Consider the following 26,256-nt stretch of genomic DNA (forward strand, 5'->3'; position numbering starts at 1 on the left):
ATTTAAAAAACGATTGCTAATGTTCGGTCATCGTGGTTGCCAATGCTCCAAAAATCCATCCATTTGGACAATTGGGCATCAATAGCAGGATTGCTTGCCGACAAATCAACGGAGGCTTCTTCGGGGTTGTTGCCTTCCAGATCCTTGATGAATTCGCGCCAATTTTCGATTTTTTCAAGATTTGCTTCTACCACAAACTTGGGGTCGTAGATGCCATCGGTGAGGAGCATGAGGTAAGCAAAATCGTCTACCAGTTTGAATTTGAAGCGCGTAGAAAACTTGTCGGATGAAAAAATTTCTGGCATCGTGATGAAGCGCGTTCCACCTCCGAACTCGCCTACATCCAACCAATTCATCATGGTAATTTCGCTCATCTCTGAATTGAGCAATGCAATAGGACAGTCTCCAACCCCAAACGAAAGGAATGCATATTTTTCCTCACATTTTTTGAAGAGGGTGAAGATCAAGGTAGAGTGCAGGTCTTTTAACTCACACTGGATTTCATTTGAAAAAGTAGCCAAACGATTGTGCGCAAACAACGCAGCTTGTGAAAGGTGCTGGTACACAAAAAGATTCAACTTGCGAATGGTGTCTTCGCCAGTGCCCAGCAAATAATGGTACAATAAGGCATCAAATTCCTCGGAATTGGCCAGGGTAAAAGTATGACCAAAATAATCCACAATGGCTTTGCACGCCAACTCAGATCCCTTGCGGGACAATTTTGCTGAACCCGCACCGTCGGCAACCGCTACCAGGCTCCAACCTGTATTGGGAAAATACTGGAAAGCATAGTCATCGTCGCGGAAGCTGCCTACATTGGCATGGGAGCGGCCACGTTTGGAAGCCACTACCAGGTGTTTGTCGTTGCCAATTGGCGCAAAGGTGGATGCATCATCGGATTTCCAGTAAGAATCGTGTGGATCACTGGGCAGGTTTTTCCAAAGAGACCTGGGGTCTGGATTGATGACCAGGGCGATTTTTTTTTCGTTCAAAATCGAATCCTCTGGCTCTCCATTGATCCTGAATTTCAAGAATATCTTTACATCTCCAGCTTTTTCTGGGATGCCGTGAATGATTTCCTGCTCATTGTTGTACCGGAGGCCAAGCTCTTCCAGTCCTTCCAACTCCGTAAATACGATATCATTCAAACCCCATTTGATGAAATCGAGCTTTGCTTCGTAGGGTTTGCCTACGGTACCGTTGGGTATAACCATATTCTTCTGCAAAACATCCTCAATTCTGTTCCTGATTAACCATTTGTCGGTGAGCATCTTTTGGGTTTTGTGGATTAAATTGACGGCATCTACAATAGATTCTTCGGCACAAAAACTGTCCAGCAGGCCTGTTTTGTTTGTGGCAACCTGGAGGTTTTTGGCTTCGAGTAATTTAACAACATATGCTTTAATGTCATTCATGTTTTACCCTTGAGTACGGTCTACGTTGAAGCCCCCTTCGCCAATTCCATACCTGCCCTGATTGCCACACCAGGGACAAGTGTTGACAGATTGGATATCGATGCAATGGATGTTGCCGCACTCGCACAGTGCAAAGGCCACCTGATTTCCACAGCAAGGGCAAGTTGGTGCGCCCATTAGTTTGTCGGTATGAATGCTTTGTTTGAGCCGAACTTCATCAGAAAGTTCAAAGTAGGTATTGTCTACCTGAAACGCACCTACCAATTTGTACATGGTGGTTTGGCCCCAGCCATTGCCCGTTTGCGCAACGAATTTGCGGTATTTCATTAAGTATGGGCGCTTGGTGTTTTGGCATTTTGCGGCCAGCACCACGTAGTTGTCGTCGATAAAATCGTTGGAATTGGGGCTTTTTTTAAGGTCAATTTTAGACAATGAACCGCCTTCCAATTCCGTAAGGTCAAAACTGTTGGGGTTTTGTTCTACCGCAATGCTGTTGGTTTTGATGGAGGCGGTTACCCACTTAAAAAACTCTTTGTAAGAGTTGGTCTTGTTGTCGTTGAAAAACAAGACGTTGTCGGTGAGTTGTCCTAAAAGCCCTACATCGGTTTGATCACCCAGGGCAACGGCTACCAAATTGACCGAGCGTTGCCAATTTTGTTGCCACTCAGCAATGGCTCCGCGCGTTTCGTCGGTAGGTACTCCGTCGGTAAACAAGAAAACGATGGGTTTCCAGTCTCCCTTTTGCTCCAGGGTGGTTTTAATGGTATTCTTTCTCAATTCAAACATTAATTGTCCCAAGCCATTGCCAAGAGAGGTGCCACTGCCGATGGGGAATTTTGGCGGATAAAAACTGAAAATTTCCTGCAGCGGGATCAGGGTTTTGGCTTGACCAGCAAATACGATAATCGAAACCCATACCGTTTCGAGGGCGAAGGGATCACTTTTGAGTTCTTTGATAATATTGGCCAAGCCTTCTTCAACTTGTTGAATAGGCTCTCCCACCATGGATTCTGAAACATCAATTAGAAAGTACACGGGAAAACGTCTGCTCATAATTTTAGGATCATCAACGTTGAAAAAGATTGATTATATCACGACAATAACTTCTGAAGGAGGTGCTGGCAAAGCTACGCTTTCGCCAGTGCCTTGGCTCTTATTGCCATTCTCAATGGTGTCAGATACCCATTTGAAAAATGTTTTGAGGGTTGTACTGTCACACGAATCCAGGTGAACCACCGTATCGGTTAGTTCCTTGAGCAAGGAGTCATCGGCAAGATGCCCCGCTGCGCAGCCTACGATGGCCCCAAAATCAATGCTTTTGATTTTGGGGATCATTTCGCGGTAAAGTTGAATATCTGAAGGCTTTCCATCTGTAAACAAAAAAAGCAGGGGCTTCCAATCCCCTTTTTGGGTGTCGCTCCCTTTGCGCACTTCGCTGTTTACTTTTTGGTAAACCACTTCCAGGCACTTCCCTGTATGGGTGGGGCCGCTTTGTGGACAGGTAATTTCAGGAAGTTGGAAACTCACCAGTTCCGTCAAAGGCGCTATTTCTTTTACTTCCCGATCAAAAGTAATGATGCTGATCCAGAGTGAATCCAATGCCTGGGCGTCCATGCGTAAAGTGCTGACCATGCCGCTGAGGGCGTTGTTCAACGCCTGAATTGGCTCACCGTACATTGAGCCGGAAGTATCCAATAAGAAATAAACAGGTAATCGCCTCATGTTGGAATGTTGTAATTGTTGCTGCCCGACGAATTGGAATTGTTGTTTTGATTGGGAAGATTGTAACCACTGTTTGCTGAAGTACTGCTGCTATTGACTGGATTGGCATTGGGCAGGTTGTACGGGTTGGCCGGATTGGTTGCCCCGGGTATTCGGTTGCCGTAGTTTGCTGCAATTTGATCCATGATTTCATGGGTCACATCCTTTCCACCTGAAAAGTTGGTGACCAAAGCTCCGATGCTATAAATTGGTCCCCAGGGGAATCCCCACCAACCCATAACCAGGGTCAGAATGGTGAATCCGATGTGCTTACTCACCGCACTCTCGTCAGGTTTGATAAAATATACGTCAGAAGATTGGCGGAAGGTCATCACTAAAATTGAGATGGCGTATTGGAAGATTACAAATTTTCCGCCCTGATCAACCAGATCCCTTACTTGATCAATGGTTAATCCGTCGATGTTTTTAATTTGAGCCATTTTGACTGGTTTTTTGGTTTAAAATTACACGACTAGGTTTAGTTCAGATGGGGGCGGAGGCAAGTCCTTGAGAACGGTAACTTCTGCGCCACTTTCTTCAACTTTTGTAGAGCTAACCCCGATAGAAGCTGTAACCCATTGAAAGAACTTTGAAATGCTATGGCTGTCTGCTGAGTCCAGGCTAATGACGTTGTCGGTGATTGCCTTGAGTACATTGACATCTGCGCCACTTCCAGCTCCACAGGCAATGGTAAAAGCCGTTTTGCACTGTTTGAATGCATTGAGGCCAACTTTCCAGTCATCGGTGGGCACCCCATCGGTCATGATGAATACAATGGGCTTCCAGTCCCCTTTTTTATCGAGGGTGGTTTTTTCGACTTCATTGTTGATGCGGTTGCTCAACAAGGTTAAGGCATCCCCTAAAGCAGTAGTGCCACTGGCTTTCAAATCAACCATTTGAAAACTGGCCAACTCGGTCAATGGGATAAGTTGTTGCGCCGCGCTGTCGAAAGTTATGATGCTGATAAAAGCAGTTTCAATGGCCTGAGGGTTTTGCCGAAGCGTACTGATCATTACTTGGACGCCATTTTTCACTGCTTCAATTGGCTCGCCATTCATTGATCCAGAAGTGTCTAACAATAGGTATACAGGAAGTCTCCTCATTGGGGTTATTTGTAAGATTTCATAATGCGGTGAATGGTTTGACCCAGGAAAGTATCGTCGGTTGGATCACCGATGGCATTGAATTTCCATTCAGTATCTTTTTTGTACAATTTACCCATGATGATTGCTTTTTTACCCGCAAATTGAGCTTCAGCAGATACATTGTAAGAAGCAAATTCTTCTTTGACATGGGTGGTGGTGCCTTCGTACATGCGGATTTTGGCATAGGGAATTTGGGAGAAATCCTCTTGGCCGGCATTGTTGAGAAAGAAGAAAATCTGAGTTACTTCTGCACTGATCTTCGACAAATCTACGGTAATGATTTCGTTGTCGAGACCATCGTCTCCACCTTGGTCGCCGGCGCGATCGTCTCCGGAGTGGCGCATGGCACCATCTGCCGTAATCAGTTTGCCAGCGGGGAGTCCAAATTTTTGCAAGACGTCAACCCGATAGAGGGGGGAGTACATGTGATCGCAGGGATCGCCATTGGCATTGAGCAAAATGCAACTTAAATCGAGGTCTACGTCTTGTACTTTCTTTGAAAGCCCCCAAAGCGATTTAGATTCGATTGCCCCCCAGTTTACGCCAACGCAAAAGTTGGTAAGGGTTGCTCCATTTGATTTTCTGAGGTCAATTCTTTGACCTTTGGTTAAATTAATTGCCATAATAGAATGTTTTAGCTGTATCTTTGAATGTATTCTTCGAGTCCACCTTTCATACCTGTGCCTACGGCTTCAAATTTCCAGGTGTCTTCTTTTTTATAAATGCAGCCAAATTCAATTGCCGTTTCGATTGAAAAATCTTCTTCCAATTCGTATTTCAGAATTTCGGTTTTGGTAGCAGCATCCAAAATTCGAATAAAGGAATTTCTGACCTGACCAAAGTTTTGACGGCGGCTCTCTGCATCGTGGATCGTTACGACCACGCAAATTTCTTTGATCCCTGCGTTAGCCTTTCCCAAATCAACAATGATTTCTTCATCATCTCCATCGCCATCTCCGGTACGGTTATCCCCAGTGTGTTCTACACAGCCATCTGGAGATTTCAGGTTGTTGTAAAATACGAAATATTCATCAGCCAACAGTTTTTGATTGTCTCCCAGTATGAAAATGGAAGCATCCAGGTCAAAATCTGTACCTGTAGTGTTGGCGTTGGTGTCCCAACCCAATCCGATGATAAATTTTGGGGCAGAAATATTTTGTCTTTGCCCTTTTTGGAGATTAATTGCCATATTGGAATTGTTTGTGTCGATTGGAAAATAAATGATCCTGGATGTATTGCAGGTTTTGTTCGTATGCCTCAATGGTATGGTAGCCATTGCCCAAGGCCAGATCGTACAATTGATTCATGAAATCAGCGGACTGTTTTTTGAGAAATGCCGCACAAGCCAGCGGCTCATAATTTAGAATAAACTTGACCACTCTGGTATTGAAAACAAAATTGCCACTACTGATAATGTCTTCCAGATCACCAATGGACTGAATGCAATGGTAGTTGAGAAAATTTTCAAATTTTGGATGGATGCTTTTATTGGTCAGTTCGGCGAAATAGAGCATGTAAAGATCATTGTCCAATTGGTACTCTTCTGCCATTCGCAGAATCATGCGTTCATGACTTCCGGTGATTTTTATATCATCCAGAAAAACGATGGTTTTGTTGGTCAGAAAATGCTTGTCGATGTGAAAATGATCGTTGCCGATCAGCTTTATTCTCTCTTCGGCACTGAGTGCGCCATAATCCTCCTTGTAGGTGATGTCGCGGTGAATTTTGGTTTCTTGCACAACGGGCAATTGCTGCAAAACCAGCCAGCGATTTAAGGTGGAAACAAAGTAGTTTTTTAGGGCAAAAGTTGCGGTTGGAATAAAAGAGTAAGGGCTTGAAACCACCACGATTTGCGGCTCCATCAGGAGCTGAGCATGGTAATTTTGGATGAATCCCTTTGCTAGGTCATGTCCAAATGCTTTGGCCACATCATTGTCGCCAAATTTAAACCGGCTGTAGTCGTCAGGGCTAAAGCCAAGTGCATGAGCCTGATCGATATTATGTAGGGAATAGTGGTGCTTCATCAATTGAGGAGTTTTGAAATCGGTATTGCATTGGAATTGATCAACAAATGATTGATTCCAAGTTGTTGCGCCCCTGCTGCATCTGCAATAGGATTGTCTCCGACGTGAAGAATGTCACTGGGCAGGCATTTAGTTCCCAATGATTCCACAGAATCGAGCAAAAGTTGAAAAAACTGCGGATTGGGCTTGGAATACCCTGTTTCATCTGAATACAACTGGAAATTCAGATAGGCATCTACGCCCAGGTTTTTAAGCACTTTGCGCAATGTTTGTCCTTTAATGAACCCCGTGTTGCTCAACAGGCTCATGGAGGCGTTTTCTTTTTCTTTTAGTTTCGTCAATACGTCCAGGGTTTCCGAACTGTAAAATACAGGTGGATATTCCAGAACCAGGTTTTCCATATCGTGGTACAATTGTTGAATATGGATATCGGACATACAACTTAGGTCGTAATTATTGATGGCGGCTATCACCATGAGGTACATTTCTTCCGCATCAATATTGTTGCCTACTTTCTCATTGATGGTATTGCAGGTGGTATCGATCTGACGAAAGATGTGCTCGATTTCTACAAGTGTTTTTTTGGCGAAGTTGAATTTTGAATGGAAAATTTTTGCTCTTTCTGTTTTGAATGAAGGATTTGATTTAATCAGGGTCATCCACAGATCAAAAGAGTAATGTTGGTACATTCTGAGAAATTGAGGTCATGAGGAAACGGAAGTCTATTTGATGATTTGGCCTTTGTAGTACTTTGCCAGAAAGAAGGCCAAATCTTCTTTGTAACCAATGCCTGAAGCCTCAAATTTCCATTTGCCATCCCGCAGGTACAACCTGCCGAATTCAACTGCAGTTTCAATCGAAAAATCTTCACCCAATTCATACTTGGCAACTTCATTCCCTGAATTGTCATCAACAATGCGGATGTACGAGTTTCTGACTTGCCCAAAGTTTTGCTTCCTTTGAATCGCTTCATGGATGGTAACTACAAATAAAATCTCCTGAATATGTGGATTAATTTTGCTTAGGTCCACCTGAATGGTTTCATCGTCGCCATCGGCACTGTTTCCTCCGGTTGGATCGTCACCGGTGTGGTGCAATGCCTGATCTGGAGAATCAGTGTTGCCATAAAAAACAAAATAAGCATCTTCGGGAATACCGCGATTGTGGTCAATCATGAATGCGGAGGCATCCAAATCAAAATCAGATCCTGTTCCTTCATTAGGATTCCACCCTAGGCCGACGCTTAATTTGGTCAATCCAATATCTATTTTTTGGCCTTTCTGTAAATTAATTGCCATACAGTGAACTTTAAAGTGCTAATTATTTAGTTTCAACATCGTAAAATTATAAAAGAGGACGAAAAAAAAATGGTAAACAAATAAAAAATAATCTAAAATTAATGTGGAGTATAAAATGCCCCCCTTTTATGGGGTTGTAAAATATTATTAATTTATTATCTTTGGAGGTAATTTTTTAACATACGTTCCATGAGATCTACACTGCTTATTTTCTCTCTTTTTCTGTTCGCCGTATCGGTCGTCGCTCAGGATGACCTTGGGGACAAAAAAGCCCAATTCAACCAGTCTATTGCTCAGGCTCAACAACTTATTGCTCAAGGGAATTATGCTCAAGCAGCTGAAATTGCGGAAGCCGCAGCAGCATCAGCCAGAGATTTTCACGATTTTTCCTACGATGCTACCGCATTAAATGTTTACGCCAAAGCACTTTACAGCATGGGTGCCAAACAGCGAAATAAAGCAATCGTCAATTTTGAAAAAAGCTTGCAATTGGCCAAAGGCAAAAGAATGGTTGACTTGCAACGGGATAACCTGGAATACCTTACCCTCATTGCCCGTGATCGGGGCAAAGACCGAGACATTAGAGAATACACCGACCAATTGAATGCGCTCAATGGGGTTACTGCCCCGTTGCCAAGTTCCAAAAGCCCCACGATTGTATTGGAAAATAAAGGTGCCCTTAAAGAAGAAAATGCCAAGCTGTACGAGCAAGTGGCAACCCTTTCTTCTGAATTGTCTAGTAGCCACCAGACGAAGTCTCAAAGTGAACGTTCGTTGCAGAAGTTTGTAGACATCATCAGCTCTCAACAAGCCGCGATCAAGGAGATGAACGAGAAGCAAGCCAAGGCGGCTTTGGTATTGATACAACAAAAGAAATTGGTAGACTCTTTGTCTTATTTGAAGTTTAAAGATTCCCTGGTGATTTCCTCCAATCTGGCTGCACTTAATCAAAAAGAGGCACAAATTAAGCTCAAACAAAGTGAACGCAACATGGTTTTGTTGTTTGCAGGACTCATTTTGCTCATTACGGTAGGGATCTACAATCGTTTTATCAACATCAAGCGCAACCACGCGGTATTGGAGGAAAAAAACAAAATCATTCAGGAAGAAAGACAGCGTTCAGAAAATCTGTTGCTCAATATTTTGCCTTCATCCATTGCGGAAGAGCTTAAAAAATATGGTCAGGCACCAACCCGTCGCTACGACAGCGTATCGGTCTTATTTGCCGATTTCAAGAACTTTACCTTGATTTCAGAAACCCTTACCCCGGAAGAATTGGTTTCAGAATTGGACTATTGCTTCAAAGGCTTTGATAAAATTGTTGGAAAATACAATCTGGAAAAAATCAAGACCATTGGCGATGCCTACATGTGTGCAGGTGGATTGCCCGATCCCTACCAGGCGCCTCCCATTAATGTCATCAAGGCGGCAATGGAAATGCAAAACTTCCTGCAAGAACACAAAAAGCAGCGATTGGCAGAAGGAAGACTTTTCTTTGAAGCGCGAATTGGTATCCATACCGGCCCGATTATTGCCGGGGTAGTGGGGGAAAAGAAATTTGCCTACGACATTTGGGGCGACACCGTAAACGTGGCCGCACGCATGGAGTCGAGTAGCGATGCCGGAAAAGTCAACATTTCTTCTTCGACTTACCATCTCATCAAGGATCAATTCAAGTGTGAGTACCGGGGTAAAATCAGCGTCAAAAACAAAGGCGAAGTAGACATGTACTGGGTAGAAAACTAAGATTTAGCCAGGAACTAAACTGCGTTTTTTTCGCTCCATTCCAATATGAAAAGGGCAAGCCGTGATTGGAACCTCGGTTTGCCCTTTTTTCCATGCCGGAGTATTGTAAAAATAATTGGGTGTAAGTATTTGATTTGACCATTGCTGGTGAAATACTTCGGTGCTTGAAGCCGACATTGGAGGCACAATCCAGGCCCAATCTGCTTGTACTTCCCGACCTGCCTTTTGCTCAATTGCCACAAAAGACATGAATTGATCAGCCGCAGTATGGTGGTCTACCATCGAAACACCTTGTAGCTGAAAAGAATGCAACACCGCCAGATTGAGCTCCAGCATGGCACGGTCTTTCCACAAATTCTTGGTTGAGCGGGTGTCGAGTTGCATACGCTCCGCGATGATGGGCAAAAGATTGTACCGCTGCACATCACCGAAATTTCGCGAAGCAATTTCGTTGACCATGTACCAACCATTGAACGGAGCGCAGAGGTAATGCAAGCCGCCAATTTCCAGAGCCATATCCGTGATGATGGGCACTGCATACCATTTCAGCTTCAATGCTTCGAACCAGTCCAACTCGGGATGGGTAATCTTTACCTCAAGCACCGAGGCTTTGGGCAGCTCAAACCATTTGGGTTGCTGGTCATTGATTTGAATCACCAATGGCAATACGTCGAATGCCGCCCCAGCTCCACGCCAACCCAATTCCTGGCAAATCTTGGTAAAATCTATCTCTTGCGGATCTCCGATGCATTTCCCATCCTGCTCGTAACCGGCATAATGGATCAATTTGGAGTTCCAGATTCGAATAGATTGTTCCCGCAGAGGATCTTCTGCTTTATAGATGCTGATGGTCGATCTGATCTTGCCCTGATTGGTGGCAAAATCCAGGTGCTCAACAATGGATTCAAATATCTGCGCTTCATCTTGCAAATGGCGTTGATCTCTAACCTTCAAGGTTTTCCAAAACAACCTTCCAATGCAGCGATTGCTGTTGCGCCAGGCAACTTTGGCGCCATGTTCCAGTTCTTTGAAGCTTTGTTCATAAGTACCGGTAGCTTCTATTTCATCGAATATTTGAGAAAGGCGCTGCCTTGGGCTGCCCAAATCCTGCTCCAGATAGTAATCTAAGTAAAATTTTTCCGCTTTTTCTCGCAGTATTTTTAAGTATTCAGATTGATCGCTATTCATCAGTGTTCCTGTTTTTACCGACTTTTTCCAACAAGATAAGGGAACAAAGGTTCAAGATGAAAAGCGTATTATCAGTTGCTCAATTTCTTAATCGGCGTAAGCATCACCTTGCGGAATTCTACTTCAGAACCTTCTGCTTGCAAGGCAATTTGCCCTTTGGTAGCGGTGGCACCAAAACCATGATTGACCAATACCTCATTCAAGGTCACTTTTACTTCTGCATTCAGGCATTCGATCACCATTCTGTTCCACTCGCCCAAAGGCTTTTCAGTGCCGTCTGTTAAGTTCACGATGCGGCGTTCTTTGCCTTCGGTGATGCCCCATTTTTCTTTTGGACCGCGTCTTTTTTCCATTTCTGGTACCGAGATGTCTTCTACGATGCACCAGAAATCACCTGCGTTTTCGTGCATCATTTGTACTTCGATGGACTTTGGAAACATGCTGTAGAGGGCACGTGGAGTAGAAGCGTGCACCAACGCACCACAATTGCCAGGCTTGCCCGCAAAACGGTATTCCACTTCCAGGCGGTAATTTTGATAAATGGCGTCGGTAATGAGGTGGCCATTGGGGGTACCCAAACTGACCAAGAGTCCGTTGCGAACCAAGAAAGGATTGATGCCCTGAGGATTCTTGTCCAGTTCTGGCACATCTACATGCCAACCATTCAGGTCTTTGCCATTAAAAAGGCTTTTTGCGCCTGCCTTTGGGGCAACACTGGACTTGCATCCCAGCACACTGAGTGCCAGACAAAGAAAAAGGAGGATATTTTTCATACGTATTGACGATAGTAAAGGTGAATACTTTTGCTGGAAAAGTACCATTTTACTTGCCAATGTACAAATCTCCGAAGGTAATACTGATGCTGATTACCGGAGAATATTCTTTGTTGGGCCGGAAGGTTACTTTTTTGATTCCGGTATCCTTCATGTCCAGCAGTTTGAACTTCAACTCATTTGGATAATCCACTTTGCCATTTTTGACACTGAGGTTGTAGGCAAGCGCATTTGAATTTGCATTGTGAAAAAACACGGTAGATTTATCGGCATTCAAATTGAAATCCAGCAACTGATCGGTGGCAAAAAAATTGAGGATGCCATATTGCGCCTCGATGTTGTACTTGCCTTTCATTTGCTTCAAGGTCAAATCAGAGCGCCGGGAGGCCACTTTTATGTTGCCGTCCAGTTTATTGGCAATCAGGTCTCCAAAAGTGGTGTTGATGTCGATGTTTCCTTTCACATTATCGAGGTCGATGCGGCTGAACCGTGAATTCAGGCGCAGGTTGCTCATCAGGTTTTTGACATCCGTAAAACCATAATTGTTTTTGATGTAAATGGGGCAAGCCTCGGGGAGCATGATCACGTATACCGCTTTGAGTTGAGATTGCAGTTCGGGAGCCCCTTCGGATACATTGATGTAATTGCCAAGGTAGATCTTGTTCTTTTCCTTTTGTACTTTGTAGCTCATTTTCTCCAGGTCTTTTTCGGCCTGTTCCTTGTTGGTGTTTTTGGCAACCAGGTCAATCTGGATTTTGATGCTGGGTTTGCCCCAGGTTTCGATGCGAACTTCAGCCCGTTGGCCATCTACGTTTACTTCGTAGCCATCGCGATAACTGAATTCCTTTTCGATGCGTTTGGTTACCACTTGCATCGTGTTGTTTTGAGCAGTAGCCATTTGCAAGATTGTCCATAAGCAAATGCTAAGGAAGATGCGGAATTTCATTGGCTTATCAATTTTATGCACCAAAATTGCAATTGTTTTCAGGTTGTCAAAATATTAGTAGTGGGGCAAAAATAAGTGATAATTTTTCCTGAGCCAGAGGATTAGATAAGACACTTGAAATGAAACGTTTACTTATCTAATCCTCTGGCAAAAATGATCACTTATTTTTTTATCGCCCCTTAGCAGTTCTAGGAGGTTTGGATCTTTTCCACCATGGCTTTGACTACACGAGCGCGGTCAATTTCCAGATCCCCCAGTTGGCGAATGAGTTCAGGATCTTCCCCATATTGGGCCATCGCTTTTTTGAGCTCGGCCTTCGCGTCATTTAATTCTTTCAGCTCCTGATCCAAACCGCAATTCAGGTCGTTTTGAGATTGGTATTTGCAGAAGTGGGCATAGAGATATTGTACCTCTTGCACATCCGTCTCATCCGCATCCCAATCGCGCGGCGAAAGGTTGGGGACATTTTTTTCGACAGCATAAGCGTAGCTAACTGTGCTACGGGTTTGGTTCCACTGGTAAATTCCCAAGGCTGCTGTAATCACGATGGCGGCACCAGCGGCGGCACTCCAACCCCAGGTAGGGAGTCGTCTCAAAATGCCTTCTTGTTCCAAACGTTGCTCGATGCTATTCCAGACGCGGTCTGGCGCAGTGTATTTGGGTAGACTTGCAATGGCTTGATGGAGGTTGCCTTCCTGTTCAAGGTGGCCTTCGATGTTGTCCCAAATGAAATCGGGCGCACGGTATTGAGGCATTTGCCGCAATGCATCCTTGAGCTTATCGTAATTCAACTCTTCCATCATTTTATTCAGGTTTGCCCAGGGTTTCCCGCAGGCGCTTTTTGGCATAAAACAATTGCGATTTCGAGGTCCCCACCGTAATTCCCAATAAATTGGCCACTTCCTGGTGACTGTACCCTTCCACTTCGATCAGCACAAATACGGTACGGTATCCAGTAGGCAATCCTAAAATTGCCTTTTCGAGGTATTCAACATCCAACCGATGGCTCCAACTCGTGCTGGTATCGGGCGGAACTTGATCCAGAGAAGCGGTGTAATGCTCTTTCTTGATCTTGCTGAGGGCAGTGCGGACAACGATGGTCTTGATCCATGCGCCGAGCGTCGATTCTTGTCTGAATCCACTCAAGTGCCGAAAGATCTTGATAAAGGCATCCTGGAGGACATCTTCGGCGAGTTCGAAGTCGCCAGTAACCCGATAAGCCACCGTATACATCGCGTTTTTATAGCGCTCGTACAGGGCTTTCTGGGCCAGTCGATCCTGTTCCAGGCATCCTTTGATAAGGTCGGCTTCCGTCATGCTGATAGAGTAGGGCATCGGCTCGGTATCCGTTTTGATTTGTGGTTAAAGAGTCCGCTGCGTCAATGATGGTTGTATTTGACGGTTGAAAGTTTGCGAAAAAAAAAGAAGATTTTAAAGGAAAATGCGCGTTTGGTTTTCGGAGGGTTTTCTTGCCCTACCGACAAATGCAACATTGTTCTCATTTAGTGAAAATAAAAATACATGCTTTATGTAGTGTCGTGTGCTTTCAGTGGCTTGTCTATTAAATGTCTATTGGCAAAATCATGCAGAATCAATCTTTAGAACTATTATTGACCCATCTAAAAGAGAATTACTCATTAAGGTCTAAATTTTAGTTTATGATTGATGCCAACAAATACTGTTGCAGCCTTCGGCAATTCCTGTTGCTTGTACTGGCCGTATCAGGACATTTATCTTCCAATGCGCAATCAATTTCTCCACAGCTACTGAGTAGTGCCGGGAGTACGATCTCAACTCCCGAGATGCGGCTTAGCTGGTCCTTGGGGGAGGGCTTTATTGGTGATTCTCGATCAAAAGCGGGCACCGCGGTATTGACAGCGGGCTTTCATCAGGGCAATCTTCAGGTGATCCCGATAACTGGTCAGGAGCAACAATTGGTCAAGATTGCACCCAATCCAGTCCGTGAAATCTTGAACATCTCCGCCATCTCCATTGATCACCCCATTTTCTTCGCGAGCCTAGTGGATGCCCAAGGTCGAGTCCTGGTGAAAGATATTGAAATAAGTGGCAAAGCAGAAATGGGTATGAGTGCATATCCAGTCGGGACCTACTTCTTGTCGATACGCCAACCAGGTAAACTGTTCATTCAAACCCTCAAGGTGATAAAACTATGAGCAGGAGCCTGCTTTCATTCTTCAAAAATAGTTTTTCATTGAATTAAGCCATTGCTATGAGAAGACTCTTACTTTCAATTGTTGTTTGCTTCATCACGGGTTTCCTCCCCCTTTACGCTCAATCTGGAACGAGTGGACTAAACTACCAAGCTGTTGTCCGTGATGCCTCAGGCAAAGTATTTGCCAATACAGCAGTAAACATCAAAGTTGCACTTGTCTCTGAAAATCAAAATCTGGAGGCTTATTATACCGAAGTACATCAGGTCACCACCGATTTCCTGGGTCAAGTTAGTTTGGTGATTGGGAAAGGGCAAAACCCCCAGGGGGTATTCTCCAAAATTCCCTGGAGTGAGGAACAAATCTGGTTGGATCTAGAATTGTTAGGTACAAAAGACAATTTCAAAATAAACAGCCGCACCCAGCTCTTGTCTGTACCTTATGCTTTACATGCGGCTACGGCCTCCAAATTGAGCGAAGAGCAAGCCATTGAAAAAGATGGGGGGCAATCCATCTTTTGGCTCACTTCTGGCAATTCAAATACCAGAGATACTGTACATTTTGTAGGAACCATCGACAACAAACCCTATGCCATCAGAACCAACAATCAGCCATTGGTTACTTTCAAAGATGGTCAGGTCGTTGTAACGGGTAGAGTGAGTGGCGATGCCAGCGATATGGCCAGCTACCCCTTAACCATCGAAGGAAGTAAACAAGGAATCAATATCAAGGTGAACGGCTCCCGTGATAACGACAATAACTTCGTGACTTTTGCCGATGACTCAGGCATTGTGGGGCGAATTGAAGGAGAACAATGGAGTGAAAAAGGAAACCAATGGGACTATAATTTGCAAGTATCCGTCTTTGTATTTGAAGGAGTTGCATTAGCCACTGAAATTATTGGGGTAGTTACAGAGGGCTTTGGACATGGCGTATCCCTTTTTGGGGTCGGAGCTGGGGTTGCTTGTGTTGCAGAAGCGGTCGCGTTGGGGGTTGCAACTGCATCTTACCTCGCAGAATCGATTACCTGGAGTACTAAACAGCGAGATGAAATTGGGGTAACCTTTCAATCGGGGAATGGCGATTATGCAGAATGGTTAAAAAGGGCTCCTGGCGAACAGGATCTCAATTATGGCGAAATTGTTGGGGTTAAGGGGGGCTTGATTTCCTTGAATACGACCAAGGCGGATAAGATTTTGGTAATCTCCAAAAATCCGGCGGTCATCGGCAACGCCCCACAAGAAAATCAAAAAGCAAGTTTTGAAAAAGTAGCCTTTATGGGGCAAGTACCGGTTAAGGTAGCTGGACCCGTAGCGATTGGCGACTTCATTGTTGCCTCTGGCAACAATGACGGATGCGGAGTGGCCATCCATCCCCAGGATATGAAAACAGGTGATTTTGCCCATGTGCTGGGCGTTGCCTGGGAGGCTGCTGCTGATCACCCCATCAACCTGGTCAAAGTAGCAGTAGGAATCAACACCAATGATTTGAGTGCAAAATTGGATGCACTCAACAACAGCATCGACAACATCATGGCTTACCTGGAAGGGAAAGCGCCTTTGTTGGAAGATGACCAAATTCCTTCCACTCCACTACGAGGTGACAAACCCAGTACCCAGTTCCAGAAACAGTTCAGCGATGAAGAATTTGATCGATTGCTTGACCAAAATGCCGAACTGTTCAACACAATGTATGCCGAGGCGAAAGTTCAAATGCAAAAAAAAGGCTATGATTTTGCGGCCTTTCCACAAGTAGCTGAATTTCTGGACAATCCTTTGCCCATAATCAAAGCCCTGCGCAGAGACCCTATGTACCTGACCCAATGGGCCTTGTCGGATGCCAATTTGAAAAACATTCAAAAAACCAAATAGCCTGGCTTTGGGGGATCTGTTCTGAAAATGCTCAGCCCTTTTTTGCTTATTTCCACGCTGCATGACTTTCAAATCATCAACCATGAAAAGATACTTACTCTCCATATTGCTGGTATTTGCAGGCTTAACGCATATGCAGGCTCAGGACATCGCCCAAGGTATCCGCTACCAGGCGGTGGCGCGCAATGCAGTGAATCAACCGATGCTCAACTTGCCCGTATCGATCACCATTACCATTGCCAGTGACAACAGCGCTCAAAATGTACATTTTATTGAGCACCACGAGACAATGACCAATGAACAAGGGCTATTTGTGGTCAACATTGGCCAAGGAAAACCCAAAAATGGGGCATTAGCGGATGTTCCCTGGGCCAATCAAGAGCTATGGCTCAAAGTAGAGCTCTCGGAAAAGGACCAAAATGCCTACACTGTGGTCAGCAACAACCGATTTATGGCCGTACCCTATGCCTTACATGCCGCCAGCGCCTCGGCACTGTCTCCTCCAACGGATGGATCAACTGAGAAATTCAACGATTCGCAAGAATGGACAATTGCTGGAAATACTGGTATCGTACCCAATTTTCAATTTTTGGGGAACACAGACAACCAAGATTTATACCTCAAAACCAGCAATACCACCCGGGTCATTTTTTCCAAAAAAGGCCAAATGCGCATCAATAGTAACCTGAATGGGGATGAATCCAGTTCCACTAGCTATCCCCTGACCGTCCAGGGCAGTGATCAAGGAATTTACATCCAGGTATCCGGATCGCGCAGTAACGCCAACAATTTTATGACTTTTGCCGACAACACTCAAGTGTGGGGAGCGGTAGAAGGGGAAACTGACGCCGAGTTGAAGGCAGATTGGGAATATAAATTGGAAATCAACAAATTCATTTTGGAAGGCGTCTCCTTGGCAATAGAAATCGGTATAGAAATTGCAGTAGGAAGTGCTGAAGCTGCATCTGGGCTGGATGCTGGTGGCGCTGTTGGAACCTTCCTGAAAGTTGCGGGTTTTGTTGCAAAAGCAGTAAATGTACTCTCTGGATCAATCACTTATGTGTCAAAAAAAAGTGAGGAACTTGGCGTTGCCTATGCCACTGGCGGCGCCGATTATGCAGAATGGCTGGAGCGAAAGGTTGGTGAGCCAAAGCTGCATCCTGGGCAAATCGTAGGCGTGAAAGGCGGAAAAATTTCCTTAAACACCAATGATGCGGATCACTACCGGGTGATTTCCTGGAAACCGGGTGTAGTGGGCAACCTGCCGAAACCAGGTCTGATGCCCAAAAGTGAAAAAGTGGCTTTTATGGGTCAGGTCAAGGTAAACGTTGTAGGCCCAGTAGAGCAGGGCGACTACATCATTCCTTCCGGCAACAACGACGGCTATGGCATCGCGGTTGCGCCAAATAAAATGAAAATCGGGGATTACATTCGAATCGTAGGCGTAGCCTGGGAAGCGGGAAAAAGCACCACTACCAATTGTATCAATGTGGCCATCGGGATTGGCTCGAATGAGCTCAGCCAGCAGATTGAACTTTTGGAGCAAAAAGTCAAAACGGTTAAAGGTTTTTTGAAAAGCGGAGCATCACCTCAAGCGCTTGACCCTGCCCTGGCCAATTCCTTGTCCACTGCCACTGATTTTACCACTGCACAAAAACAACTGTCGGACGAGGCCTTCGACCAATTCCTGGATCAACATGCTGGCCTGGTAAATGAAATTTTCGCCAAAGTGAACACTGGTTTGCAACAGCAGGAAGGGCTCAATATGAATGCGCATCCCGAAATGGCTGCTTTTTTTGCTGATCCCTTGGCAATGATCAAAAAGATTCGCCGCGACCCCGGACTGGTCACCCAATGGGCATTGATGGATCAAAAAATTTTAAACAAAAAATAAATCCCATGCATCGGATTCACTGGATTCTTCAAATACCCTATATCCTTTGAATCGCAGCTGTAAAATAAACTGTTATGAAGAAATTGATCTTTTTTTTGGTATTGAGTGGCTATTTGACCGCTTTCAGCCAAACCCAATCCGAGCAAAACCGTGGAATGAATTTCCAAGGGGTAGCGTATGATGGATCAGGTAAAGCCATGGCCAATCTCTCTCTCAACGTTAAAATTACCTTGTCTAGTAAAAACCCTGAACCATTAACTTACTATTCCGAAACGCATCTTACTACCACCAATGAGTTGGGTGTATTTCATGTTGTGGTAGGCAATGGAACCCAGCGTGCTGGTGAAATAAGTGCGATTCCTTGGGCAAACCAACAAATTTGGCTGGATGTAGACATCAATTCCCTCGACAAAAAGCAATTGAATATCCAGCAGAGTATGCCCTTGAGGGCAGTGCCCTATGCGTTTCATGCGGAAACTGCCGATCAATTGGTAACACGTAAAACCGATTTAGAAAAAACGGCCTCCCCAAATTGGAATACCAAAGGAAATGACACCGCGATTCCACCTACCAATTTCCTCGGAACCACCGATAACCAAGGCTTGGTATTCAAGTTAAACAACAAGAAAATCACCACGATCACTAAAACCGGTCAAGTCAATATTTTTAGCGCAGCAAATGGGGCTGACAACAACCCTGCAAACTACCCATTAAAAGTAAGCGGCACCTCCGGGCAGTCAAGTACCCAAGGCATCTACATCAAAGTCAATGATTCCCGCAGCAACTCCACCAACTTTGTGAACTTTGGAGATGATGATGGTTTTTCATGGGGCGCCATCCAGGGGCAAACGATGGATGAATTAACCTCCAATTGGGAGTACCAGCTCCAGATTTCGCTTTATTCATTAGAGACTATTGCGTTAACTGCACAGGCAGTTGCTACCGGGGCAGAAGCAGCTGGTTTATATACTGCGGGAGGTGCTGCGGTAGCAAGTATTTTTATTTCTTGGGCTGCCCCTGGTTTTTTCGCAGCCGCGGTATCCACGACCCTCAAAGCAGTTGCACTTGGTGTAAATGCTGCATCACTAGGCATTGATTGGGACAGTTATACTACGAATACAACCGATGAAATTGGGGTAGAATACAGTTCTGGATCTGGTGACTACGCAGAATGGCTACGCCGACAGCCCAACGAACGCGTTCACCAATATGGCGAAATTGTCGGCATCAAAGGTGGCCTGGTTTCACTCAATACCCAGGATGCCGATCAGGTCATGGTGGTATCGCGTCGGCCCATTGTACTGGGAAATGCTCCCCAACTCCATCAAGAAAAATACTTTGAAAAAATAGCCTTTTTGGGTCAGGTTCCCGTGCGGGTATTGGGCACCGTGGCGGTTGGAGATTATATTGTGGCATCGGGAAACAATGATGGATTGGGCATCGCAGTGCATCCCTCCAAGATGCAGATAAAGGACTATTCCAAAGTGGTCGGGGTAGCCTGGGAAAGCGGCAAAAACAAATCCTCCGTCAATCTGGTAAAAACTGGCATTGGCCTCAACAAAAACGATTTGGCGCCGAAAGTAGAAGAGGCTTCCCGAAAAATGGACAACATCATCGCTTTTTTGCAGGGCAAGGGCCCCTTGCGCCCGGATAGCTTGAACGCTTATGCCCCAGCTCCGCCTACTGCTTCCCCAGCGCCTACAGGACAGCTACAAGAATCAGCTGCGAATGCCGAATTTGACGCTTACGTAGATTCGCAAGCCGATTTTCTCAAGGAATTTTACCGCAAGCTTTCAGCGCAACTGCAAAAACAGGGCCTTGACCTTTCGCTGTATCCCGAGAAACAAGCATTGTTCAATGACCCCGTCAATGTCCTGAAAAAAATGCGCCGCGATCCAGCTTTAAAAGCCCAGTGGAAATTGATTGACGAAAATTTAAAAACCAAACACTGATCAGCTGGAGTTTCGATAATCATTCGAGTTACTAGAATACCCAAACAACAAGAGCGCCAATATCATGAGAATAAAGACCCAACAAAATCTAGTTGTGCTTGGATTTGCTCAGCAAATCCAAGCTGTAAGTCAGCGAACAAAACAAATCGCGACTACCATCCTTAAAATAACCGGGATCTTTGCTTGGGTATTTATGGCGTATGGGTTACAAGCACAGTCATTGTCGACTGATGATTTCAGTGGCACCTATTGCCTAGAGGCATCTTTCAATGTCAATTATACGGCTTCAGGTGACTTTGGGTCTAACACTTTCAAGGCCTATGTTTCCAGAGATAACTTTGTGACCTCTGTGGAAATTGGTTCAAAATCTGTAAGTGGCACACAAAGTAATGGCTCGATATCTGTTACTATTCCTGGTAATTTATCCAGCGCCAATAATTATCGAATCAGGGTTGTCTCCACCAGTGCGCCCATTCTTGGCGATTCAGACGACAATGGCACTAACCTTACCATCACCGCTTTAACGATCACTGCCAATAACCCTTCCGCTAGTATTTATTGTGTGGGAGACCCCATATCGGTTGATTTTACTACGAGCTGCGCCTTATCCAATGGAAATACCTTTACCCTTCAGTTGAGCGATAAAACGGGAAGCTTTGCTTCTCCTACTACCGTTGCGACTAAAACAGGAACAACAGGCTCTACCATCACTGGAAACATCCCAAATGTGCCCTATGGCAGCGCGTATAAAGTGCGCGTGGTTTCCAGCAATCCCAATACCAACACTACCTGGACGGCCAATACAACGGCATTTAAAATTGGCAATGCTAAATTGAGCAACTTAAAAAGTGTTGGCTCAACGTTTTGCCCCGGAGAAGTCATGTCCCTGGGGTATACTTTTGCCAGCAACGAAGAATTGAATCCTGGAAACATTACTTCGGTACAATTGAGCGACGCTTCCGGTAGTTTTGCCTCACCTACTGTGCTTGGCTCTTTGGGGAGTACGGCTACTTCCGGAACCATCTATGCCATCATCCCCTATGTGGTAACGGGCGGCAGTGGGTACCGCATAAGGATTGTTTCCAGCAATACGGCCACCGTAGGCTGTATAGAATACGGCCCATATACCATCACCAAGGTTCGGGATTTCACCGATCCGATTAGCAGCTATGTTTGTGCGGGTGGTACTTTAAATTTAAGCACTGATGCCGGATTTACCAGTTATGCCTGGCAAAAAGTAAGTGCTCCTCCTTTTTCAAACATCAATGTAGGCTCAACTTCTACAACTAGCCTCGCTAAAAATGGATCAAATGTATACATAGGTACTGCAAGAGGGGTGTATGTTTCTTCGGACGGGGGTTCAACTTTTTCCAAAAATAGCCAAGTTATAGACACATTCATCAATAAGATTTTTGTCAATGGGGCGAAAGTATACGCGGCTACTGCCAATGGTATTTATTATTCAAGTGACAGTGGCGCCAATTTTAATACGAATTTCACTTCTGATAATAATGGTCTCCCCTTACAAAACGTGAGTGCGGTGGCCACCAATGCCGACGGAACCATTATTTATGCAGGTACAACCAGCGGCTTGTCGCGCAGCACCAATAGTGGAACTTCATTTGCTGCTGTGTCAATCGGTCAATCCGTTTCGGATACAATAACCGTTTCGGGTATTTTTGTATCCGGTTCAACCGTATATCTATCCACTGGTGCTGGTTTAAAAATCTCCTACGATGACGGCGCTACTTTTCCGGTATCTATTGGATCCGGTACCGGTTTATTGCCCAGTGCCAATGCCACCTCCGTCTTTGTCAAAGACGGAATCATTTATGTGGGTACCGACAGCGGTTTGAGTGTGTCTACCAATGGTGGCGGAAGTTGGACCAATTACAACGCAATCAATAACGGCTTGGCGGGAGATATGGTCAATGCCATCGCAGTTGCCAATAACCTCATTTATCTCTGTACCAATAATGGCCTTTCTGTAGGGAATTTAGGGGGTGATGGCTTTTCCATCATTTCAATAAGCCAAACGTTTACAAACATCAATGGTATTGTAGCCGAAGCCACCAGTAGTACAGTCAACAGCTTGTACCTGGTTATTGTAGGTGGCGGTTTTGTCACCAATACCTTTACGCTATCCGATCTTGGAGTAAGCACATCGAGCTATGCACAAAGCGTTGTTTCTTCCGATTCCGGGAGTAGCTTTCAAGTAAAAGTAGAAAAGAATGGCTGTTTCTTGACGAGCAACCAAGCACACATTGCGGATATTCCACCAGATTTCAGCTCCGTAACTTCTGTTGCCCCTACCCAATGTGGTGGCGTCAGCGGCAGAATTATCCTGAGTGGCCTTGCACCCAATGCCCAATATCAATTGTTCTATACTGGGCCATCTCAAGGCATTCCAAAATCAGGTGATACGGTTACCATTACCGCCCAGGGTACAGATACAATTTTTCTCCTTGGGCCTGGTACGTATACCAATATTTACATGAAAAGCCTGGTGAAAAGGACAGGCCAAACCGATGGCTGCACCAACACGGCAGCGAGTATCGTGATTAGTGATGGCGTCCAGCCCACTGCTGTAACTGCCAATACATTATCTCCGATTTGTTCTGGTCAGAACTTATCGATTTCGCTTACTTCAACGCTGGCCGCTAATGAAGTTTACCGCTGGTATACCGATGCGGGGGGAACAATATTGGCCAGTCCAGACATTACCACGGGCAGCACTTTCACGCTCACAAATCTACCCACCAGCAGCGGTACGCTTTACGTGCGCAAGCGAAACAACAACACGCTGTGCAACGGGAATTTGTTGGCCATAAACTATACGGTCAGTCAAGCCGTACAAATTTCTTCCAGCGTAGCAAGTCAGCCATCCTCGGCCACGGCTACGGATGGGAGTCTGATTATTGCAATTACCTCGTCCAGTAACCCGAGTGGCGCTTATACCTTATCTTATAACAAGGTAGTGAATAGTGTTTCAACCCCTCAAACAGTTTCAGGTTTGACCTTAGCGAGTTTTCCGTATACCCTCAACAACCTGAGCGTTGGCAACTATACCAATATAACCGTTACCGCCAGCAACGGTTGCCCTTCCAACGTGATTGCTTCTACTGCTTTGGTGGGATTGCCGTCGCCAACGGCCATCGGTGGTGCAACCCTGCAATCCCAAAATTGTGGAATAACCGGGGTTGATGGTGGTTATTTCCAAAAAGTAGAACTTCCTTATGCTGCCAGTAGCAACTGGATAACCGAAAACGCGGGCGCCATTGCGGTAGGCCGTATCCGGCAATCCATCTACAATTCAGCCGCCAAGAATGAAACGATAGAAATGCGGGGCTATGTCAAATTTGATTTGTCAAGTATTCCAACCAATGCCACGATCGACAAAGTAGAATTGCGTCCTAGATCATTGTTTGGTGGATTTCAAACGGTTGGAGATGTTAATATTTCCTATGCCGTAGGTGACCTCAAATTTGATGTAACCCAGGTGAGCGCAACAAATTATTCGCCTTATGTTGGGTACAGTGACCAGGTTTTTGACGACCTTTTTGATCCCAAATACAATGATTTTGTTATTGGCGCGAATGCAACCGGCGCCTTAACCGATCTGGGGGCACAGGCAGTAAATGACGTTCAATTGAGATTGGCGAATGATAAAAAATTTGAACTGGGTATAGCCCTGTCCGGTACCGATACCATTTTGCCGCTTACCTTATTCAACGGGATTGTTTTTGCACCATCTTCCTATCAAAAACTGTGCATCACCTACCACCTCAATGATTATGGCGATTTACCCGAACCAAAGTATGCGACCAATGCAGAAGGTGGTTTGGTGGGACCAAGTCACCGGGTAGATTTGCTTGACGTCAACCCAGACGTCAATACTACCTTGTTGAGACCCGCCTTGTACATCGGGGCTACCGCTCCAGATGCGGAGGCAGATGGCCAGGTGAACGACAATGCCAGTGGCACCGCAGACGAAGACTTGACTACTGCAAGTTTTAGCGGCAAATTGATCGCCGGGGAATCGGTAACTCTAACCGTTCCCGTTACCAACAACATTCCGCAACCGGCAAAATTGTCGGTTTTCATCGATTGGAATGGCGATGGCATCTTCAACAATACCAGTGAGCGTTACGACCAGGATGTTCTACCGGCAACGCAAGTATCAGCGTCTTCCACTCCTATTCCCTATACGAATTCCTTTGCCTTCAACCTCACGGTGCCTAAATTGGACAATTCTTACGCCGTTGGGGTAAGGGTTCGATTGTCAACAGGTACAGGATTGGATGCATACGGCCCGGCACCAAATGGTGAAGTCGAAGATTTTTTGATGGACGTGCTAGGTTTGGATTATGGCGACCTACCAGACCCTACTGCTGGCTTGGGAATTGACAACTACCAGACGCGCCGCGCAGACAACGGTGCGCGCCACGCTGTGCCAACAACACTACTTGTGTTCTTAGGCAATACGGTGGATACAGAAACCGATGCGGTTCCATCAGCTTTGGCAGATGGTGACGACAAAAACAACATCAATAACAACGACGAAGATGGCATTCGCTTTCTGACCTCACCAATGGTGCCAGGTCAGCCAGTCACCATCGAATATACTGCGACCAACAACAGCAGCACTGCTGCCAAACTCTATTTGTACGCCGACTTCAACAATGATGGGGTCAACTCAATGGAGGACGCCCCTGTAATGTTTACCAGTGGGAATGCGGTTGTTGCGGCCAATGCGGGTCAAGTAACCGGCCAGTTGACTTTTTTGCTGCCTCAAAATGCCGAGTACGGTGGAGATAAAGCGATGTTCCGTTTTCGCTTCACTACCGATGTTGATCCACTACCTTATGGTTTGGCGCAGAATGGGGAAATCGAAGACTACCTCAGCTCGGATATCTTATTGAACGACTGGGCGGATTTACCGGAGCCAAAATACATTACTGATGCGAGTGGTGGTATTGTCGGCCCAAGCCACCGGATTCATTATCTTGACTCAGATTCAGGATCAGGCCAAAATTACCTCAATACACTTTACATAGGCGCTACGCCGCCCGACTCTGAAAATGACGGCCGACCCACGCACCTGGCCAATGGTGACAACAACAGCTACCAGGCAGATGAAGACTTGTCATCCCTAAACTTTCTGAATCCCACAACGAATCAACCTTTTCCATTGGTTGCGGATGAACCGATTCGCTTGCGGATTCCGGTGGTGAACAACTCACCGGATAATCCAGCTACGCTTTGGGCATTCATGGACTGGAACGGCGATGGCGATTTTGAGGATGAGGGAGAGAAAATGTCTCAAACCGTTGCCACAAATTACAACGGAAACATCGATTTCAACTTTACGATTCCCAAAGTAGTTAAATCCGATACCATCGGAATCCGCATCCGTTTGACCAGTGGAGCGATCATTGATGCTTATGGCCCGGCTCCGGATGGTGAAGTAGAAGACTTTGTTGTTGAAATCCGAACAATTGATTATGGAGATTTACCAGATGCGACAGCAGGTTTGGGCATCGACAACTACCAGACTCGGCACGCAGACAATGGTGCGCGTCACGCGCTTCCGGTAGTTCCTTTGGTGTATTTGGGCAACACGGTGGATACCGAAACCGATGCGGTTCCATCAGCCTTGGCGGATGGCGACGATAAAAACAACATTAACAGCGATGACGAAGATGGCATTCGCTTTTTAACCTCGCCAATGGTGCCTGGTCAGACAGTCACCATCAAGTATACAGCGACCAACAACAGCAGCGCTGCTGCAAAACTGTATTTGTACGCCGACTTCAACAACGATGGGGTCAATTCGATTGAGAATGTTCCGGTAGTGTTTACCAGTGGTAATGCGGTTGTTGCAGCCAATGCGGGTACGGTAACCCGGCAGTTGACCTTCACCTTACCTCAAAATGCCGAGTACGGTAGAGATAAAGCGATGTTCCGTTTTCGTTTTACCACGGATGTTGATCCGCTGCCTTATGGTTTGGCGCAGGATGGGGAAATCGAAGACTACCTCAGCTCGGATATCTTATTGAACGACTGGGCGGA

The 26,256-nt window shown here is 45.5% G+C and carries 21 protein-coding genes; 6 read left to right on the forward strand and 15 right to left on the reverse strand.

Features of this window, described 5'->3' with window-relative positions:
* Positions 1-2: 2 nt before the first annotated feature.
* From ABW391_RS12295 to ABW391_RS12340, 10 genes are read right to left on the reverse strand one after another with little or no spacing between them, the layout of a single operon-like run.
* Positions 3-1,415: a PP2C family serine/threonine-protein phosphatase gene (locus ABW391_RS12295; protein ID WP_353482169.1), complete on the reverse strand. Its 1,413-nt coding sequence runs from the start codon at positions 1,413-1,415 to the stop codon at positions 3-5.
* A gap of 3 nt (positions 1,416-1,418) precedes the next feature.
* Positions 1,419-2,468 (reverse strand): TerY-C metal binding domain-containing protein, encoded by a 1,050-nt coding sequence (locus tag ABW391_RS12300; protein ID WP_353482170.1) that lies wholly within the window; start codon positions 2,466-2,468, stop codon positions 1,419-1,421.
* Between the two features lie 33 nt (positions 2,469-2,501).
* Entirely contained in the window at positions 2,502-3,137 is a 636-nt protein-coding gene (locus ABW391_RS12305; protein ID WP_353482171.1) for a vWA domain-containing protein, read from the reverse strand.
* Positions 3,134-3,616, reverse strand: a complete 483-nt coding sequence (locus tag ABW391_RS12310; RefSeq protein WP_353482172.1) for a hypothetical protein — start codon at positions 3,614-3,616, stop codon at positions 3,134-3,136. Before ABW391_RS12310 ends, ABW391_RS12305 begins: the two co-directional genes overlap by 4 nt.
* Before the next feature lie 24 nt (positions 3,617-3,640).
* Positions 3,641-4,279, reverse strand: a complete 639-nt coding sequence (locus ABW391_RS12315) for a vWA domain-containing protein (RefSeq protein ID WP_353482173.1) — start codon at positions 4,277-4,279, stop codon at positions 3,641-3,643.
* A gap of 5 nt (positions 4,280-4,284) precedes the next feature.
* Entirely contained in the window at positions 4,285-4,944 is a 660-nt protein-coding gene (locus ABW391_RS12320) for a TerD family protein (protein WP_353482174.1), read from the reverse strand.
* An 11-nt stretch (positions 4,945-4,955) separates the two neighbouring features.
* Complete coding sequence (locus tag ABW391_RS12325) at positions 4,956-5,510, reverse strand: TerD family protein (RefSeq protein ID WP_353482175.1); 555 nt, start codon at positions 5,508-5,510, stop codon at positions 4,956-4,958.
* On the reverse strand, positions 5,500-6,345 hold the full coding sequence (locus tag ABW391_RS12330; RefSeq protein WP_353482176.1) for a phosphoribosyltransferase family protein: 846 nt from the start codon (positions 6,343-6,345) through the stop codon (positions 5,500-5,502). Before ABW391_RS12330 ends, ABW391_RS12325 begins: the two co-directional genes overlap by 11 nt.
* Entirely contained in the window at positions 6,345-7,034 is a 690-nt protein-coding gene (locus ABW391_RS12335; protein WP_353482177.1) for an HAD family hydrolase, read from the reverse strand. The genes ABW391_RS12330 and ABW391_RS12335 overlap by 1 nt, the downstream gene beginning before the upstream one ends.
* A 33-nt stretch (positions 7,035-7,067) precedes the next feature.
* Positions 7,068-7,643 carry a TerD family protein gene (locus ABW391_RS12340; RefSeq protein WP_353482178.1) on the reverse strand — a complete coding sequence of 192 codons (576 nt, stop codon included), beginning with the start codon at positions 7,641-7,643 and terminating at the stop codon, positions 7,068-7,070.
* Between the two features lie 189 nt (positions 7,644-7,832).
* On the opposite strand from ABW391_RS12340, the gene ABW391_RS12345 reads away from it, so the two are divergent.
* Positions 7,833-9,389 (forward strand): adenylate/guanylate cyclase domain-containing protein, encoded by a 1,557-nt coding sequence (locus ABW391_RS12345; RefSeq protein ID WP_353482179.1) that lies wholly within the window; start codon positions 7,833-7,835, stop codon positions 9,387-9,389.
* A 3-nt stretch (positions 9,390-9,392) separates the two neighbouring features.
* Here ABW391_RS12345 and ABW391_RS12350 read toward each other — a convergent pair whose 3' ends face one another.
* The 5 genes from ABW391_RS12350 to ABW391_RS12370 all read right to left on the reverse strand — a co-directional run bounded on the left by ABW391_RS12350 (position 9,393) and on the right by ABW391_RS12370 (position 13,631).
* Complete coding sequence (locus ABW391_RS12350; RefSeq protein WP_353482180.1) at positions 9,393-10,577, reverse strand: nitric oxide synthase oxygenase; 1,185 nt, start codon at positions 10,575-10,577, stop codon at positions 9,393-9,395.
* Positions 10,578-10,648: 71 nt separating this feature from the next.
* Positions 10,649-11,350 (reverse strand): 3-keto-disaccharide hydrolase, encoded by a 702-nt coding sequence (locus ABW391_RS12355; RefSeq protein ID WP_353482181.1) that lies wholly within the window; start codon positions 11,348-11,350, stop codon positions 10,649-10,651.
* Positions 11,351-11,399: 49 nt separating this feature from the next.
* The gene (locus ABW391_RS12360; protein ID WP_353482182.1) at positions 11,400-12,296 is read right to left on the reverse strand and encodes a DUF4097 family beta strand repeat-containing protein; all 897 of its coding nucleotides are present in this window, start codon (positions 12,294-12,296) and stop codon (positions 11,400-11,402) included.
* A 188-nt stretch (positions 12,297-12,484) separates the two neighbouring features.
* Positions 12,485-13,099, reverse strand: a complete 615-nt coding sequence (locus ABW391_RS12365; RefSeq protein WP_353482183.1) for a hypothetical protein — start codon at positions 13,097-13,099, stop codon at positions 12,485-12,487.
* Between the two features lies 1 nt (position 13,100).
* Positions 13,101-13,631 carry an RNA polymerase sigma factor gene (locus tag ABW391_RS12370; protein WP_353482184.1) on the reverse strand — a complete coding sequence of 177 codons (531 nt, stop codon included), beginning with the start codon at positions 13,629-13,631 and terminating at the stop codon, positions 13,101-13,103.
* A gap of 323 nt (positions 13,632-13,954) precedes the next feature.
* Between ABW391_RS12370 and ABW391_RS12375 the strand changes: the two genes are divergently transcribed.
* The 5 genes from ABW391_RS12375 to ABW391_RS12395 all read left to right on the forward strand — a co-directional run.
* Positions 13,955-14,470 carry a T9SS type A sorting domain-containing protein gene (locus ABW391_RS12375; protein WP_353482185.1) on the forward strand — a complete coding sequence of 172 codons (516 nt, stop codon included), beginning with the start codon at positions 13,955-13,957 and terminating at the stop codon, positions 14,468-14,470.
* 56 nt (positions 14,471-14,526) lie between these two features.
* Positions 14,527-16,338, forward strand: coding sequence for a DUF8740 domain-containing protein (locus ABW391_RS12380; protein WP_353482186.1), 1,812 nt, complete (start codon positions 14,527-14,529; stop codon positions 16,336-16,338).
* 82 nt (positions 16,339-16,420) lie between these two features.
* The gene (locus ABW391_RS12385; protein ID WP_353482187.1) at positions 16,421-18,232 is read left to right on the forward strand and encodes a DUF8740 domain-containing protein; all 1,812 of its coding nucleotides are present in this window, start codon (positions 16,421-16,423) and stop codon (positions 18,230-18,232) included.
* A 74-nt stretch (positions 18,233-18,306) separates the two neighbouring features.
* Positions 18,307-20,184: a hypothetical protein gene (locus ABW391_RS12390; protein WP_353482188.1), complete on the forward strand. Its 1,878-nt coding sequence runs from the start codon at positions 18,307-18,309 to the stop codon at positions 20,182-20,184.
* Positions 20,185-20,248: 64 nt separating this feature from the next.
* Positions 20,249-26,256 (forward strand): GEVED domain-containing protein (locus ABW391_RS12395; RefSeq protein ID WP_353482189.1); only part of this gene is annotated, 6,008 nt, incomplete at its 3' end.

It is taken from the genome of Haliscomenobacter sp. (assembly GCF_040403615.1).
Taxonomy (GTDB): Bacteria; Bacteroidota; Bacteroidia; order Chitinophagales; family Saprospiraceae; genus Haliscomenobacter.